Source organism: Shewanella sp. Koi 1 (assembly GCF_052907445.1).
Genome location: NZ_JBREJM010000001.1, coordinates 4,052,060 through 4,069,779, shown reverse-complemented (window position 1 = coordinate 4,069,779; position 17,720 = coordinate 4,052,060). Strand labels below are relative to the sequence as shown.

At 47.3% G+C, this 17,720-nt stretch carries 9 protein-coding genes; 7 read left to right on the top strand and 2 right to left on the bottom strand.

All coding sequences use genetic code 11. The features are described from left to right. Positions 1-524: 524 nt before the first annotated feature. The 5 genes from ACUZ8J_RS17950 to ACUZ8J_RS17930 all read left to right on the top strand — a co-directional run bounded on the left by ACUZ8J_RS17950 (position 525) and on the right by ACUZ8J_RS17930 (position 8,598). Positions 525-4,196, top strand: coding sequence for an ATP-binding protein (locus ACUZ8J_RS17950; RefSeq protein ID WP_446694530.1), 3,672 nt, complete (start codon positions 525-527; stop codon positions 4,194-4,196). Positions 4,197-4,204: 8 nt separating this feature from the next. Continuing rightward, on the top strand, positions 4,205-4,858 hold the full coding sequence (locus ACUZ8J_RS17945; protein WP_037422308.1) for a condensin complex protein MksE: 654 nt from the start codon (positions 4,205-4,207) through the stop codon (positions 4,856-4,858). A gap of 42 nt (positions 4,859-4,900) precedes the next feature. After that, positions 4,901-6,121, top strand: a complete 1,221-nt coding sequence (locus ACUZ8J_RS17940) for a hypothetical protein (RefSeq protein WP_023268711.1) — start codon at positions 4,901-4,903, stop codon at positions 6,119-6,121. Next, on the top strand, positions 6,109-6,981 hold the full coding sequence (locus tag ACUZ8J_RS17935) for a DUF7281 domain-containing protein (protein WP_446694529.1): 873 nt from the start codon (positions 6,109-6,111) through the stop codon (positions 6,979-6,981). The genes ACUZ8J_RS17940 and ACUZ8J_RS17935 overlap by 13 nt, the downstream gene beginning before the upstream one ends. A gap of 390 nt (positions 6,982-7,371) precedes the next feature. Further along, a complete protein-coding gene (locus ACUZ8J_RS17930; RefSeq protein WP_446694528.1) occupies positions 7,372-8,598 on the top strand; it encodes a dicarboxylate/amino acid:cation symporter in 1,227 nt (408 codons plus the stop codon). A gap of 130 nt (positions 8,599-8,728) precedes the next feature. Here the strand turns inward: ACUZ8J_RS17930 and ACUZ8J_RS17925 are convergent, their stop codons facing one another. After that, positions 8,729-9,802 carry an HD domain-containing phosphohydrolase gene (locus ACUZ8J_RS17925; RefSeq protein WP_446694527.1) on the bottom strand — a complete coding sequence of 358 codons (1,074 nt, stop codon included), beginning with the start codon at positions 9,800-9,802 and terminating at the stop codon, positions 8,729-8,731. Positions 9,803-10,282: 480 nt separating this feature from the next. Between ACUZ8J_RS17925 and ACUZ8J_RS17920 the strand changes: the two genes are divergently transcribed. Together ACUZ8J_RS17920 and ACUZ8J_RS17915 are read left to right on the top strand one after the other, a co-directional pair. Further along, entirely contained in the window at positions 10,283-15,091 is a 4,809-nt protein-coding gene (locus tag ACUZ8J_RS17920; protein ID WP_446694526.1) for an ATP-binding protein, read from the top strand. A gap of 3 nt (positions 15,092-15,094) precedes the next feature. Then, positions 15,095-16,654 carry an ATP-binding response regulator gene (locus ACUZ8J_RS17915; RefSeq protein WP_446694525.1) on the top strand — a complete coding sequence of 520 codons (1,560 nt, stop codon included), beginning with the start codon at positions 15,095-15,097 and terminating at the stop codon, positions 16,652-16,654. Between the two features lie 130 nt (positions 16,655-16,784). On the opposite strand, the gene ACUZ8J_RS17910 is transcribed toward ACUZ8J_RS17915, so the two are convergent. Then, positions 16,785-17,273: a TIGR00645 family protein gene (locus tag ACUZ8J_RS17910; protein WP_446694524.1), complete on the bottom strand. Its 489-nt coding sequence runs from the start codon at positions 17,271-17,273 to the stop codon at positions 16,785-16,787. Between the last annotated feature and the right edge of the window lie 447 nt (positions 17,274-17,720).

The following is a 17,720-nucleotide window of genomic DNA, read 5'->3' as shown; positions in this document are numbered from 1 at the left end:
ACGCTTGCAGTGATTAGTGAATGAAATGTGATTTTGGTTCGGCTGCGAGGCCGAGTCTTTCACTGTTTTACCCAAGTTGACAGTTGCTGAAAATGTTAACGGCGGCCAATGCCTCTGTATTAGCTTGGAGCGCCGACATCGGCCGTTTTCCCCAAAGCTTTTATGCCCAATTGTGATCTACTGACGTTTTGTTAACCGTTAAATGGACGGGAATTGAGGTAACATTGAGCAGACTTGTTTCGCGAAGGTGAAAGACTCGGGTGCTCGATTGCTTATGCCCCCTATTTGCCTTATTTTAGGGGCACAAAATGGGATTTTACCTCGCAACTTTCGCAAAGATGATTTCGCAAGGATGATTACCCGTCACACGCTTTTGTCCATTGAGACTGACCGCCCCTTTATTGTGTAGATCTTAGGTGTGTTGAGCTTAGGTTGTACGCCTCGGCGTTTAATCTTGAGTCATGGTCTCGATTTGGGCTCGATTTATCTGGGTTAGCTTTGACCCCGTTTGGATAAGGAATGAAATGCCAAGCTTGATTCGTATTGTGCTGATTGATACGCACCTTCCGGGCGTTGTGGAACTCGCCCTCAATGGCCATACCAATATTTGTGGTACTAACGCCTCGGGTAAAACCACTCTGCAACGTTTAGTGCCTGTATTTTATGGCGAATATCCTAGCCGCGTGGTGCCTTCAACCCGTGACAGTTTCGAGCGTTGGTACTTGCCACACGATTCAAGCTACATCATTTACGAATATCAAAAGGCCGATGGCTTACTCTATCAAGCTGTGCTGGCGTCGGCGGGCGATGGTAAAGGGGTGAACTACCGCTTTATCGGCAAAGGTTTCGAGTTAAGCGATTACATTAAAACCCAAAATGGTGACACCATTTTATGCCACACCATGGCAGAACTGGGCCGCGAATTAAAACGCCAGGGCGTAGCCACCACTAACTTGCTGAATACCCGCGAATACCGCGCGATTATTCAAAACGATCGCACCCTGTTGAGCACGGGCAGCAACCGCAGCGAGCTACGAGCCTATGCGCATCAATTCGCCCTGTGTGAAGGTGAGCATTCATTACGCCATATCGAGAAACTCGCCAAGGCGGTGCACTCCAAAGAAGGCAAAATGGAAACGGTCAAATCGATGATCGCCGCCATTTTGGAAGAAGACGGGGTGAATCCACCTAGCTCACGCCTCAATCCGCAACGCGTCGAGGCATGGATCCGCGAGAGTCAATTAATCCAAGGCTTTGAAGTGATCCGCCCCGAGTTTGAAAAGCTCGAGCAGGAATTTAACCAATTACTCAGCGCCGAGATGCGTCTCTCGAGCTTGTCCCGTGGTTATCGCAACGATGAAACCCTAGAGGCCGATCGTTTAGAGATACAACAAACTCTGTCTAAGGAGCTGAATTTAAAGCTTCGAATGTTGGACGACGAATGGAAAGAAGTGCGCGATGAGCTTAACCTCGACTTATCCGCCGCCAAGGGTGACGTAGCTAAGTGCGAGTATGAGTTAGATGCCATTGAAGATCAGCACGGCGCCTTTTTAGATGCCAATATCGAGCAAGCCAAGGCCGATTTGGACATGCTGCCAAACTGGCGCGCGGACATGGAAAACTTAAGCGAGCGCCATAAGTTACAAACTGAAAAACACCAAGATATTGAAGCGGCTTACAATGCCCGCCGCAGCAAAATTGGTGAGCAGTTAAACCGCGAGCTGGAAGGTTTGCATAGCGATCAGGATAAACAACGCGAAGCGCGCGATAAGCAGCGTGAAGTGGCAAGAGCCGATCTCGATGCCCTCGAAGCCCAATGGCGTAGCCAAATGGATGCGGGCAAGGCGAGCTTTAGCGAGCAGGAATACCAATTCAAACTCAATGCTGCCGAGCTTAAGTTACGTGTCGATGGCGTAACCTACACCGAGGAAGAAAAGTTAAGCCTTGCGATTTTCGACGAGCGGATCCACCGCGCCGACGAAGAGCAAGAAAGCTGCAATGCCAAGGTGGAGCGCTTAACGGGCGAGGAGCGTAAATTACGCGCCAAACGCGACCAAGCCAACGAAGCACTGCGTATCGCCAGCCTGCGGGTTAACGAGCGGCAAACCGCGCTCGATGAACTGCACCATATGCTGTTCCCGCAATCCCATACTTTACTTGAGTTCCTGCGTAAGGAAGCCCAAGGTTGGGAGCAAAGTCTGGGTAAAGTGATTGCGCCAGAGTTACTGCACCGCACCGATTTACACCCAACGGTCACGGGCGAGAGCGACACTGTGTTTGGGGTGCATTTAGATCTTAAAGCCATCGATGTGCCTGAATATGCCGCCTCCGAGCAGGAGCTGCGTATTCGTTTAAGCAAGGCCGAAGAAGCGCTGCAAAGCGCGCAGGAATTACAGGCTGAGGCCGAATCACAGCTGGTGGCGATTAACGGTGAGCTGGATAAACTCAGCCGCGAACTCACCTTTGCCCGCACGGCTTACAAAAATAGCCGCGATGATTTACGTCGTCTGTTCGATGAAAAACGCAGTGAGCAGGATAAGATCAACAAGGCGCTGGCCGAGCGTAAAGCCTTTGCCCAGCAGCGCTTAACTCAGCTCGATGGCGAGCTAAAGCAGCTTAAGCACCAACATCAGCTCTGGCTCGAAGAGCAAAAAGAGCAGGCGCTCGAAGCGCGGATGGAAAAACAAGCCTACTGGCAGGAAGTCATTGGCGCGCTCGACAATCAACTCGGGCAAATCAAGGCCACTATCGACGCCCGCCGCGAAAGCGCTAAGGCCGAGCAAAAAGCCTGTGAAACCTGGTACAAAAACGAGCTTAAATCCCGCGGTGTGGATGAGGATAATATCCTTAAACTCAAGCAACAAATCCGTGAGCTTGAAACCAAAATCAGCCGCGCCGAGCAGCGTCGCAGCGAAGTATTGCGCTTTGACGATTGGTATCAACACACTTGGCTTATCCGTAAGCCCAAGCTGCAAACCCAGTTAAGTGACGTTAAACGCGCCGCCTCAGAAATCGATCAGCAGCTTAAAGCCAAGACCCAAGAGGTGAAGACCCGCCGCCAACAACTCGAGACCGAACGTAAGGCCTCGGATGCGGCGCAGATTGAAGCCTCTGAAAACTTAACTAAACTGCGCGCCGTGATGCGTAAGTTGGCCGAGCTGAAACTGCCCGCCAACAATGAAGAAGCCCAGGGTAGCCTCGGTGAGCGTTTGCGTCAGGGTGAAGATTTACTGCTAAAACGCGATTATTTGATGGGCTCGGTTAAGCAATATGTGGAGCATTTCGACTCTGTGATTGCCAGCAAGTCAGGTTCAGGCTTAGCCGAAACCTGGGAGCGTGCCCGCGAAGAATCGAGCTTTATCAACGACAAAGGTATTCGCCTGTTGGATTACCGCAAGCTTGTGCCGCAGCTTGAACAGCTACTCAATGTGATTGTGCCGCAATCGATTATGGCGCTGCGCGAGCAGGGTCGGATCTTCGGTGTCGATTTAACCGCCTTTTACGATGTGCTTGCCGATATCGATCGTCGTATCGCCTCGCAGAGTGCGCGCATTACCCGCGAAGTGGGCGAGGAGTTATTCCTCGATGGTGTGTCCGAATCTGCGGTTCGTATTCGTTCTAAGATCAGCGAATTAGAGTTTTGGCCCGAGCTTGAGCAGTTTGTTAAAGCCTTCAAAAATTGGAAAGCCGACGGCTTTAATGGTCTGCCCGATGAGGAATACACCAACAGCATGCGCCGCGCCTTGGATATTATTGGCCGCGCTGCACTGACGGGTGGCATTTCAAAGCTGCTTGAAATCGAGCTGCGCCTCAAAGAGGGTAATAGCGATTTGATTATCCGCACCGACAGACAGCTGAACGAATCCTCGAGCCACGGTATGGCTTACCTGATTTTATGTAAGTTCCTGCTTGCCTTTACCCGTTTGTTACGTGGCCGTGCCAATGTGACCATTCACTGGCCTATTGACGAGCTGGGCACGCTGCACCACACCAACGTGAAGAAGATTTTCGATGCCTGTGGTAACAACAATATCAGCGTGTTAGGCGCTTTCCCGAACCCAGAGTCAGAAGTGCTGAACCTGTTTGAGCACCGTTACATTATTAATAAACAAACTAAGAAGTTGCAGGTGGTGAAGCCCAAAGCTAATCCGATTGCCGATTTGTTGAGTAAACGCCTGAGCAAGGAGGCCATCTAATGAGTGCCATGAATGAGTCAAACCAAACCGTCTTAGTCGGCACGGGCGCCATTATCGAACTCTTGCTCAAGGGCGAATTTATTTGCCGCACCACCAATGAAGATGGCTGGCGCGCATTGAAAAATAACAGCACCCGCGAGCGGGTCGAGGCTTATCTGAATCAAATCAACCGCACCGTGGCCTCGGCCGCTGAGGGTGATGTGTTTTTCTGCGGTTATTTGCAGTTAGGCGAGAGCGAGCGCAAGGTGATTTCATCGCAGTTTAAGGATATTTGTCAGGCACTTATCCCTATGGTGGAGTGGCTAGTATTAGTGCAGGAAGCCAGCGGCCAAGATGCGCCCTTAAGCGAAGGTGCGCCAGTACGGTTAACCGAGCTGCAAAGCCGAATTGAAGATACCCCTGCGTTTCGTGAGCAGTTGGCCAAACTCAGCCAATACCGCTTATTCGGCTCAACCAGTACCAATAGTGATGCGCAAATTAAGTTAGTGTTCAAACGCTTAGTGGAGCTTGGCTATCTGGTGCGCCCCAACGTTGAAAAGCAAATTTATATCGCCACCGGCAAGCTGGATTACCTGTACGAAGTGATCCGTTTTATTGACGAAACTGAAGGCCTAAGCCTAGAGGCGCAGGCGGAAACGGCGACCCAGCGGGATTTACTATGATGCTTTGGACAATCATCTGCGGTGTAAACCAAGGAGGCCGTGATGAGCAGTAACTTACATCAGGCTGGGGTTAAGCTACTCAAGCAGTTAGGCCGCCATGCTGACATCATTATGGATGCCTATCTGGCGGGCTCGCTTAAGGAAGAGAGCCATGATCCCGCCGTGGTTGAAAAACTCAAGCAGGCGGGAATTTTATGGCGCCCAGAGCCAGACCAAGAGCTGCGCCTTAAACGCTCGGTGCGTGCCTTGCTCGAAGAGGGCTTAAGTGATGAGCGCAATCGCCAAATCGACTCCAACGTCGGCTCGGCGCTCGCCACCATTAAGACCTTGGCCGACCACTATAAAGAGGCGCGCCACAGCTCAGATTACAGCGCCGCCGAGGCGTATCTGTCTGATTTAAGTGAGCATGTGTATAGCTTTGCCGACAGTTTACGCTATTCGATCCGCGTGTTGTGGGGGCGCATCAACAACGAGTTCGGTTATGTCGGGACCATTAACGCTAAGATCCGTGAAAACGAACTCGCCCAGAGCCAAGTGTCTGAATTGCTAAATGGCTTGGAGATGTTCCAGTTTAGCGAATTAGGCGAAATCGCCGGTGATATTCGTGAGTTGCGTAAGTTGCTGGTGACCACCTTGCAGGAAACCATGAGCGACTGCGCCCAGGAGCTCAGTGTGGTGCAGGGCAGATTGCTGGAACTACTCGGCCGCTTTAGGCAAATTCGCGGCCGTACCCGCTTGCTTAAGGGCTGGTTGCTATACACAGATTTGCATCCGGATTATCGCCCTGCGGACCATGTGTCCCACAAGGAAATCCCAAGCCTTTTCAATCGCGCCGAAGTGTTATTGGCCCCAGCGTCTGTGGATGTGCATAACGCCAGCCAAGAGTTTGAGCTGATGAATATCGTCGCCCATATCAAGGCGATTAGCCGTCAGGGCGTGATAGAAACAGTGCGTGAGCAGGATGTGAGCGTGTCGCTTACTCAGAGTGAAGACTTTGATATTCCTGATAATCCACTCAAGCAAGCCGTAGATGCCTATTTTGTTGATGTGATTGAGTCTGGCTTACGTCAGTCGGCGCTCGACTACTTAGCCGAAAAAGCCCTGCCATGGGATGCTGAAAGCTGGATTTATCAAGTGATTGGCGGCTACGACGGCTTACCCGATGAGCATAAAGCCTATTTCGAGTTAGAACCCTTAGGCGAACCCCATCCGATCTACAGCGGTAACTTTATTATCCGTGATGTGGAATTATGGCTCGCCTAGGTCGGCAGCAGTTGCAACTCTTGGAGGGCGTTTATCTTAACCGCTCTCCAAGGGTGAAACTCACCCCGAATTGGCGAACGATTTACCGCGAGTTAGAAGTGGGCGAGCTGGATGGTGCAGAAAAATATTTGTGTTTTGCGCCGCGGGATTTTGAGTTGCTGCGCCAGGGCGTGTTGGCAAAAGAGGGCGTCGATTTACAGGCGCTGGACTTTAATCTAGACCGTATCACTATGTCCGCCCAAAGCCAGAATGAAAAGCTGGCGAGTATTCGCCCCGAAGCCGAGTATGTTTTGTTGAAGTATCTCGGGTTTGAGTCATCTCCCGTGGGGATGTCTGCGCGTTCTTCGTTACGTATCCCCTTAGATGAAGCAGAGCAGCTTTGCCATGATCTTCATGTTAACGCCATCTTAGTAGTTGAAAACCTAGATATATTCGATGCCATCACTCAAGCGCGCCTACCTGCCGAACTTAGCCGCGTTATGGTGATTTACCGTGGCAGCGGCCACCATTCCCCCATTGGTGTGCGGCAGTTTTTACAGGCGATGGCGGGTAAAATGCCGATCATTGCCTTTACCGATCTCGACCCCGCAGGGCTGCAAATTGCCCATACCTTAACGGGCATGACCCATTGTATTGTGCCGCAGTTAGCGCTTTTTGCGCCCAACGAGTTACTCGCTATCCCACAAATTAATTCCGCGGATGACTTTGCTAAGCAAGCGCCTCAGGCTAAATATTTACAGTCAGCCGACTTAAAAAATTGGCAGCAATTAAGCCGTTGGTTAATTCAGCAACGCATTAGCATTAAACAGCAGCACCTGCTGTCTCATCGGCTTGAGCTAGTGCTACTGGCATATTGTTAGTCGTTATCCTTCCCCATCTCTCTGTTAAGTTCGATGTTTGTAGTTTTTAATACTGTTTAAAGTATTTATTCAGTTTTTAAATCTAGTCTTATTCGGTATTAATCGATTAATTGTGTTTATTTGGTTTAAATAGTGTTTAATTTTTGATTTTTTAACTTATGTATTAATAGCGTGATTATTAATCTATGATTTTATTTTTGTTATAAATCAGAATAATAAAAAATTTTTGTGATGAGTTTGGCTTAATTGAAAATGAAATAAGTAAATTTATTCATTGAATTTACTGCCAGCATGTTTCACTATCCCCGCCTGAACTTAAAAGGGAATGGCGATGTTGCTCATTAGGGAAGATGAATATCAAAAGATGAGCTATCTGGGAAAACGATCAGCATGATGAAATCACTTTCGACACGGATCTTTATCGGTCTATTTGCGGGACTTATTCTTGGCACTTTAGTGCAGTATTTTTTAAACGATATTGGCTTTTTTTCAGGCAATTTAGTCGAATTGGCTAGCGGCGTCGGCACTATGTTCGTCAACATGATCATGATGTTGGTCGTGCCTCTGGTATTTGTCAGTATTGTTTGTGGCGTGTGCGAGTTGCAGGACTTAAAAAGCTTTGGGCGCCTTGGCGGCAAAACCTTCGGCTTTTACATCATTAATACTGTGGTCGCCATCTCGACCGCTCTGTTAGTGGTGCTACTGCTCGACCCAGGTAAAGGCGTCGATATGAGCAGCACCGATGGTGTCGCCATTACCGCGACCGAACTCCCCAGCTTAATGGCGCTGTTGATTGATATTGTGCCGCGTAATCCGGTAGCGGCTTTTATGTCGGGCAATATGCTACAAGTGATCTTTATGGCGCTGATGTTGGGTGGAGTGATGAAGTCCCTCGGCGAGCATGTGGCTGGTGCGGTACAAGGCTTTCAAACCGCCAATAAAATCATGATGAAACTGATTTCTGTGGTGATGAGTCTTGCACCTTTCGGGGTGTTTGCGCTGATGTTTAAGTTAGGCGCCACCTTAGATGCCGCGGTATTTATGAGTGTGCTCGAATATGTCGTGATCATTCTGGCGCTGTTATTACTGTGGATTTTTGTGGTCTATCCGTTGGCGGTCGGTATGTTTACACCGATTTCGGCCAAGACCTTTCGGGCGAAGACACAGGAGCAAGTGCTGTTTTCACTGTCTACCGCCAGCTCCAATGCCACGATTCCTGTGACTATGCGTACCTTGACTGAAAAACTCGGGGTTAACCGCGCTGTGGCAGGCTTTGGCGTACCGCTCGGGGCGACCATGAATATGGGCGGTGTGGCGATTTATATCACCATTGCGATTTTCTTCGTTGCCAATGCCTTCGGAATGCCAATCACCAGCGAGCAACTGCCATCGCTACTGTTTAGTATCTTTTTGTTATCTGTTGGCGCGGGAGGTGTACCCGGTGGTGGCATGGTGATGATTGGCGTGTTAATCCATCAAATGGGTTTGCCGATTGAAGCCTTTGCGATTGTGGCCGCGCTGGATCGCATCATCGATATGGTGCTGACCTCTTGCAACGTAGTGGGCGATACTGCGGTATTGACCATAGTCGATCAAACCGAAAAGGCGATTAAATAGCCTGAGGGCGCGATGATAGCCTCTGACCAAACAGCCTGAAGGAGCACAAACTGCTCTCTTTAGGGTGTTTGGCCATAAGTCACGCGATCCCATATCTTTGATGGTTCGAGTATGTGACTCACTAACTAAATCACTCAGTTAATTCGACTTCCACAACTGTAGAATGCTCTGATGTTGGCTCTGCAAATTGGGTGCAAATATCGGTAATTTCCGCTTTGCATTCGAGGAATGCACTAACCAGAAATGGATCAAACTGCGAGCCTGCGCCATCGCGCAAATAGTTAAATGCATCGTCGATACTCCAAGCGGCTTTATAAGGGCGTGAAGTCGTTAAGGCATCAAACACATCTGCGATCGTGGCGATACGGGCACAAAGTGGGATTTGCTTTTGACTGAGCTTACAAGGGTAGCCTGTGCCATCCCAGCGTTCATGGTGATAAAGCGCAATCTCTTTGGCCATATGCAATAGTGGATCGTCATCTTCGCCTATTATTTCAGCACCGATTTCCGGGTGTTTTTGAATTATTTGATATTCTTCAAGGGTTAACTTTCCGGGTTTTAGTAAAATTGCATCGGGTATACCGATTTTTCCGATATCATGCATTGGCGCTGCATTTAGCAGTAATTGGCACCAATAGGCAGGTTGTCCAATTTGTTGTGCTAACAAAAAACTATACTGGCTCATTCTGATAATATGTAAGCCAGTTTCATTATCCCTAAATTCAGCGGCACGGCCGAGTTTGTTGATAATTTTTTGCCTTGCAGATTCAAGCTCTAGAGTGCGTTGTTGTACAAGGTCTTCGAGCAGGTTAGTTCTCGACGCTAATTTTAAATGTGTCTGTATTCGAGCTTCCAGAATGGCAGGATTTATGGGCTTAGAAATATAGTCGACAGCACCTAATTCAAAACCTGTGCGCTCATCTAGGGTGTCTGTTTTTGCTGTGACAAAGATAATTGGAATGTGGCGAGTGACAGGATTTAATTTTAGGCGACTACAGGATTGGAATCCATCCATCTCAGGCATCATCACGTCTAATAGAATGAGATCCGGAATAGGGTCAAGACTGGCTAAGGCGAGGGCTTTCGCGCCGGATGTGGCTGCGCGAATACTATATTTATCACACAGTAAGCCATTCATAATTTGAATATTATCCGCTGAATCATCAACGATTAAAATGATGGGTTTAGCCGGCATCTGCGTCATAATAGTCCCTTATTTATCCTATGCATTACATCTCCTCCACATCGTCAATGTGTGAGTAGTCTGTAAATCACTCTGTGCTATGTTAGCATGTAGCTTTCAATTTTTACCATGTTTAAGAGTCTGTTGAGTTGATTTAATGTGCGTGGTGCGGTGTGTCACCTTCTCTTGTTTAGGAATAAAAAATCTATGATACAAGGCACGAATGGAAATAAATTTGCGCTATACGATAGCTTAAGTTATCGGTTCAGCTGGTTGGCGATATTGAGTGTCATTTGTAAGTCTGCAAGCACATTAAAACAATCGTTTTTAATCTTACTTTCCTATGGTCGTACGTTATTGCGCTTATGTTGCCTGTTGTTCGCTAGTCTCTTTACTTGTCTGAATGTAAGTGCCGCACCATCTCAATCTCAATCCATTTCTAATGCCGTTGAGTTTGCCCAAGAGCCATTTTCCTCTTTACATGTCAGCATGATTTTGTCCATGGATACGCCTTTTAATCGACAAATTGGCTTGATGGCGCAAGCTGCTGCTGCGGATTTAAATATCCGCTTAACTGTATCCTACAGCGATGGCACGCAAGACAGTCTGATGGCGTTAGGGCGAGAGGCGCTCAATCTGGGGATTGATGGTCTGATATTTGTCCCTATCGCTGATTTTGGTCGGGAATTAATCCTTGAGTCGCTAAAGCATCATACAGCCGTTGTGACATTAAGGTCTGAACTCGACATGCTCAGTCCTGCTACCTTAGCTGAATTGCCCAATTTGATTGCCAGTGTGAATCTCAATGATCACAAATCTGGCAAGCTATTGATGCACAATTTATTGGCGATAAATCGGCTTAACCATGATCAACCTGCCGTATTGTTAATTGCAGGCCCTCAGGGGAATTCGAATGTTGAACGAGGAGTTGAAGATGTACAGCATTTTATGAATTCTTTGCCAACCAAGGGAAAGCTGAAAGTCGCATATACCGATTGGAGTGCCGAACAAGCCTTGGCAGAATTTGACAGTGCTATCGCTGCGCAACCAGCGTTAACTACCATAGTCACTATGAATGCGGCAGCAGCCGTTGCTATCGCAGAAAAAGTCCACCAACCCGAGGGCGAAAATGTGCCAGCTATAGGCTCAATGCTATGGTCAAAGGCGTTGGGGCAGGCGATGGCACAAGATAAAATTCAGGCTGCAATTGCAGGAAGTGAGTTTTCAGGGGCTATTGCTCTATCGATTTTATTTGATCATTTAACTGCTAGCGGTAGGAAGTGGAGTAAAGGCAGTTTTGTTTCTCCCTTGGTGGTTATTACCCCGAATAATTATTACGACTATAAATCAATACTGGATTTTGACCCCTTGTATCTCGATTTTAAGCGCATAACTCGCAATTTTAATCCTGCACTCTCATTCAACGAGCTACGCCTTGCTGACCTATTACCTACTCAGACTCAGGTGCAGTTTTTAAATACATTAACGCCACCAGAGCGGGAATTTTTACGGCAACATCCATTAATCCGCGTGGGGATTGAGCCCGATGGTGCACCGTTAGATTACTTTGACCAAGCAGGCAAGCATGCTGGGCTAATGGCTAGCTATTTATCCGAGCTAGCTAAATTACTCCCTATTAATTTAGAGGTTCAGCCCACTGCATCTTGGCAGCAAACCATGGCGGATTTTGATGTAGGCAAACTTGATATGATTTCGCTCATTTCAGTCAGCCAAAAACGCCAAGATCGTTTTCTGTACACCGATGATATCGGCAATTTCCCCGCAGTAATTGTGATGCGAAGAGACGCCGCAGTCGTTAAGGGTATAAAAGGTTTATTCGGTAAAAAAGTGGCAGTTACCCGCAGTGATATCACTGATGAATATTTAACCGAACATTGCCCGCTATTAAACCTAAAGCGATTCAATCGATTAGAAGATGTGTTGGCCGCAACGTTAACGGCAGAGGTGGATGCTGCGATTGTTTTATTACCCAAGGCGGTAAAATCGCTCCAATCTCCAGAATATAAACAGTTAGAGCTGGTTACCCCGCTGGATTATGAGTTTAAAAATGCAATCGGAGTGCGCCAGGATTGGCCAGAATTTCAGAGTATTTTGAATAAAGCGTTGGCCGCAATCCCTGTAGATACGCGCGCCGAGTTGGATGACCGTTGGTTTAAGGTATTGTATGAAATAGGTATTGATCCCCAGGTGATTAAGCGTTGGGTGAGTGTGTCTGTTGCGGTGCTATTAGCGTTATTTATGGTGTTTATGATATGGCGCCATATGCTCAAGCGCGAGATGATGTTACGTGAAGCCTATGCGCTAGAGCTTAAATCCAGCTTACAAAAGTTCCACGCGTTATTTGATTCTGTTGATAGTGCCTGTGTGATTATCGACAATCAAGGGACGATTAAGGAGTGTAATGCGGCACTGCAAAGCTTGCTGCAGGTTGAAGATAAGGCATTGTTAGTTGGCACCTCACTAACACAATTTCATCTTGCAGATACCTTTATGGGCTCGGTTTCTCAAATAACTCAGAGTGTTGAAGAGGTACTCAAACAAGGGGGGCTTAAATTTGAGGCGGAGATTACCAACCGTCTTGGGCAAGCGATTTCCGTTGAGGTGACGCTTAAATTTATTGAGTTAAATGCTGAGCCGTTTGTGCTCGCCACTTATCACAATTTGGCCGAGCGCCGCTTGGTGGACAGCCTTATTCGCCATGAGCGTAATCTGCTCAAAAACGTGCTGGGGATGAGCCCGATTGGAGTTTGGGTTTGCGTTAATGGTATTTGCCGTTATGCCAATGCGCAAATGACACAGATGACTGGACTAGAAGTTGAGCATGCTGTGGCTGATATTTTTCTCCAACCTAAGGATTATCAGCATTACATTCGTGGACTTGCGCCCGAGCAGGAATATGTCGTATTTGAGTCTAAGCTCAAGGGGATTCATGGCCAGTTACTTGATGTATCGTTTACCGCCTATCCCACATTCCATGATGGCCAGCATGCTAATTTGTGTTGGGCCTTAGATATTACTCAAGATAAGGCCATTCAAGCTGAGCTGGCGAGCGCTAAGGTGCAGGCGGATGCGGCAAATCGCGCAAAGTCAGACTTTTTAGCGAATATGTCCCACGAAATCCGCACACCAATGAATGCCATTATCGGTATGTCTTATCTGGCATTGCAAACGGATTTAGCCGAAAAAAGAAAGGATTATATTGCTAAGGTGCATCAGGCCGCTGGCTCATTGCTCAATATCATTAACGATATTTTGGATTTTTCTAAAATCGAAGCCAATAAACTCACGGTAGAGCAGATCGAGTTTGACCTTGATGAGGTGTTGACTCAGTTGAGCAATGTGATTGGTTTTAAGGTTGAAGAAAATAGCATGCGCTTGATTTACGACATCGCTACCGATTGCCCTCGCTATTTTATGGGTGATCCGCTGCGCCTAGGGCAGATTTTACTGAACTACTGCAACAATGCGGTGAAATTCTCTCCCAAGGGCAGTGATATTTTACTCAGTTGCCAAGCTGAGCTTGATGAGCAAGGCGCTACGCTGACTTTTTGTGTGGCAGATGATGGCATCGGTATTCCCTTAGATAAACAGGCACGACTATTCCACTCGTTTGAACAAGTCGATACATCGACTTCCCGCAAATACGGTGGAACCGGTTTAGGGTTAGCAATCTGTAAACGCCTGAGTGAATTAATGCAAGGGGAGGTATGGTGTGAAAGTGAGTTAGGGCAAGGATCGCGTTTTTATTTGCGTCTGCATTTGCCCTTGGTCAAGCCCTATGATTTGTCGACACAATTTGCCGCGCTTCAAGGGCAAAGCCTTTCAATCGTTGGATTTGCGCCAGATTTGAGCGCTATGTATAGCCGCTTTGCTGCTCGCATCGGTATGCTGGTGCGCACGCTAGAGATGCATATGGCGTTGACCGAGTTAAGCGCCTGTACAAGTCAGCATCTGATTATGTGTGACACTAACGCATTTGAGCCAGAATTATTGAGTGTGGTACTGGCCAACGACAAACTTGGTTTATTGTTAATCGGTAATGGTAGTGAGCCTGTGACCATACCATCTTTAGTGGACAAGCACCCACAAATCATTGTGAAACAGCATCCGCTATTGCTGCGCGCCATAGGCGAATCGTTATTATTGTTGCTCAACAGGGATAGCTCTCCTTTTGGGCAACACCTTGAGCATCAATCTATTGCAAGCTTAAAAAATCAATTAGCGGGCGTAGAATTGTTGCTCGTTGAAGATAATTATCTGAATCAAGAATTAGCCGTTGAGTTATTGCGCCAAGCTGGGGCGCGAGTCACCGTCGCCCAGCACGGTCAAGAAGCGTTAGCACTGCTGGCTCAGCAATCCTTCGATTGTGTGTTGATGGATGGACAAATGCCCGTAATGGATGGTTATGAAGCAACACGGCTTATTCGTGCGCAGCCACAGTTTGTCGATTTGCCCATTATAGCCATGACCGCCAATGCGATGGACTCTGATAGAGAAAGAGCTTTGGCGGCAGGTATGAATGCCCAGATTAATAAACCTTTCCAAGCGCAAGAATTGTATTCCATCATTGCACAGCATGTATCGGTGCATAGTGTGCAAGCCTTAGTTTTAACTCCCGAGGTCCATGATCTTGATAAGGCACGGCTTAAACAGGGTTTACCCTTGGTCGAAGAGCTTGATATTGATGTTGGGTTGGCGCTGTGTAACTACAACGCTGATTTGTATCGGCATTTATTAACATTATTTGTGCAGACTGGCGCTAAACTTCTGCAGAATCAGCAAGATGAATTTTCACAGGATAATCTTTCAGCCTTGAGATTAAGTCTACATACTCTTAAAGGAGTGGCGGGCAATATTGGTGCCGTGTCGCTCAAAGATGACTCGGGCCGATTAGAAGCAAGTCTTAACGATATCAGCAGCCTACAGCAGCTTGATGCAAATACCCAGGAAACCGTTAGCCAAGAGATCCACTTGCTGCATGCCAAGCTCCAGCAGCTATTAACCTTATTGGCCGAGTGGCAGGCGGTAAATCAACCCGATGAGGCATCACAGTCTATTTCTACGACAGAATTGATGCAGTTATTTGCCCAATTAACTCAAAACCTTAAAGAATATAATACCGACGCATTACCTTTAGTTGAACGGTTAAGTCAATTAACGGTATTGCAGCCACAACGACAACTCATTGCCGAATTAAAGCAAGCCACGGGACAATTCGATTTTTCCCTAGGGCTTGAGCTCGCGATTCAACTCCAAGAGTGGGCGCAGCAGCAGTTGGCGAAGGAATAACCTATGTTATTAAGACAGCAACAGGCACTTATCGTTGAAGACATGGACGTTATGCGCAAAATTTTAGTCGAGCAATTGCGCAAAATGGGTTTTGGCCAAGTTTATCAAGCAGAAAATGGTCGCCGCGCCCTCGAGTTGTTAGAAGAGATGTCTATCGATATCGTGCTGATGGACTGGAGTATGCCCCATGGCGGCGGTGCCGATTTACTCAAGGCCATACGTTTGCAGGCAAAATGGCAATATTTGCCAGTGATACTAGTGACCGCCAACACCCACAGAAACATGATCCAAGAAGCCATCAAGTATGGTGTTGTCGACATTATTGCCAAACCCTTCACCACTAAAACCTTGCAAGACCGAGTGTTACAAGCGTTGCAGGTCGAACCGCAAATTGAAAGCTTCGCAACCCTAGAATCGCCAACCGCAACCAGTATGACTGAACTGAGTATTGAGGCGTCCAATGAGCCCATCAAAAACACGGTATTAATTGTTGATGACGCTGTAGATAATTTAGCGGTGATGGTGGGTTTGTTGAAAGACACTTATAAAATATTAGTGGCAAAGGATGGCCAAACGGCGCTTAATCTCTGTCAGTCAGCCAATGCGCCAGATATAGTGCTACTCGACATTATGATGCCAGAGATGGATGGCTACCAAGTACTCAATGCACTGCGGGAGCATCCGCAGTCGCAGTCAATACCGGTTATTTTTGTCAGCGCATTACATGAAACCGCAAATCAGATCCAAGGCCTGCAGGGTGGGGCCATTGATTATTTAGTCAAACCCGTACAGCCTGATATTTTAAAACTTCGGCTGGCTAACCTATTGGCAACGGTCAATTTACAGCGCGATTTACAAGCTAACTATGACAATATGTTAGCGCTATCGCGCTTAAGAGACAGTGTCGATGAATTAATTCACCATGATCTGAAAAGCCCCTTGGCGGCGATCAGCGCGATGCTAAAGCGTTTGTCACAGGATAAAAGTTGTCCTAAAGATTGGCGTGCAAAGCTAATGGCAATTGATGATCTCACCATGCAATCGATTAACACAGTCAACCTGTCCTCGGAGATATTTAAAATTGAAACGGGGCGATTTATCCTCAAACCTGCGCGATTTTCTGCCCACGGACTGGTCAAGCAAGTATTGCACTCGATGCATGTGACCTTTCATCACAAACAATTGATTGCCTTTCAATTTCCGGATGAAGATCCCAATGGTCAGTTTGATGTGTTAGCGGATGCAACCTTAACTTATTCATTACTACTAAACCTAATTAAAAATGCCTTCGAAGCCTCAACCCTGCGCACTAAAGTGGCGATCCATTTATCGATCGAGCAAGGCAATGTAGTGATCCAGATAGAGAATTCGGGCGTGGTGCCGGAACAGATTCGTCCGCGGTTTTGGGATAAATATGTGACGAGTCAAAAAGTGGAGGGCGTGGGTTTAGGGACGTATTCTGCACGCTTATTAGCTAAGGCCCAGGGCGGCACGACTCAATTACAAGTTGATGATTTACAAAATAAAACTATAGTCACAGTGTCTTTGCCCGCAGCAAATTAAGCCCGTGAGCTTAGCGGTTTAGATACGGAACGCTCTCGTTTTAGGTGTGTCAGTGTGAAGCCAGCAGTCATACTGCTGGCAAGTGGCAAATCGTGTTGTTGATTTGCAATAGTTATTACAGGCCTAGTGATTATTTGCGTGTCAGCTTATCCAAGTAGCCCATAGCAAAGGCGGATAACACAAAGGTGATGTGAATTAACAGATACCACATGATTTTGTCGTTATCGATATTCTTCACATCCATAAAGATTTTCAGCAGGTGAATTGACGAAATCGCCACAATGGAGGCGGCCACTTTGTTTTTCAGTGAGCCCGAATCTAATTTACCCAACCAGCTGAGCTTCTCACTGTCTTCGCCGACATCCAGCTGCGAGACAAAATTCTCGTAGCCAGAAAACATCACCATCACAATCAGACCGCCCACTAGGGTGATATCAATCAAGGACAGGGTGACCAGCACCAGATCCACTTCGGTCATCTCAAAAATAATCGGCAGAATATGGAAGATCTCTTGGAAGAATTTAATGCCTAAACCCAACAACACTAGACTCAGTCCCAAGTAAATGGGCGCCATAATCCAGCGTGATGCGTACATTAGCCTTTCAAATATTTTTTCCATATGGAGCAAATCCTTAGTGGTTAAAGCTTAATAATCGAATCTATGAAGCCAAAACAATAACATACTGGGTTAACGCCGCGCTATCGGCCAATCGCAAAGGCGTGAGGTATATGCAGCTAAGCTCAAGTTGCGAGCATAGCAGATTTGGTTTTGCGGCCTTACGGCCAAGTGAGTTAGGTTAGTGGGGTTTCACCCGCACCTGATTATGCTGATGTTTAGTCATTGCGGCCTTACGGCCGAGAAAGTCGTGGGGTTTGACCCCAGATTTGATAATAGTGCTGGTTTGTTTGGCGTTTGAATTGGCAAAGTTATCGCTGTGAGTATATGAGTCTTGCGGCCTACGGCCGAAGTAAATCAAAGTCGTGGGTCTTCAACCCACACCCGACCAAGGAGGACTGCTCGTCCTATCCTCCTTGGATGCTCCAAGACGCCCCTAGCGAAGTTACA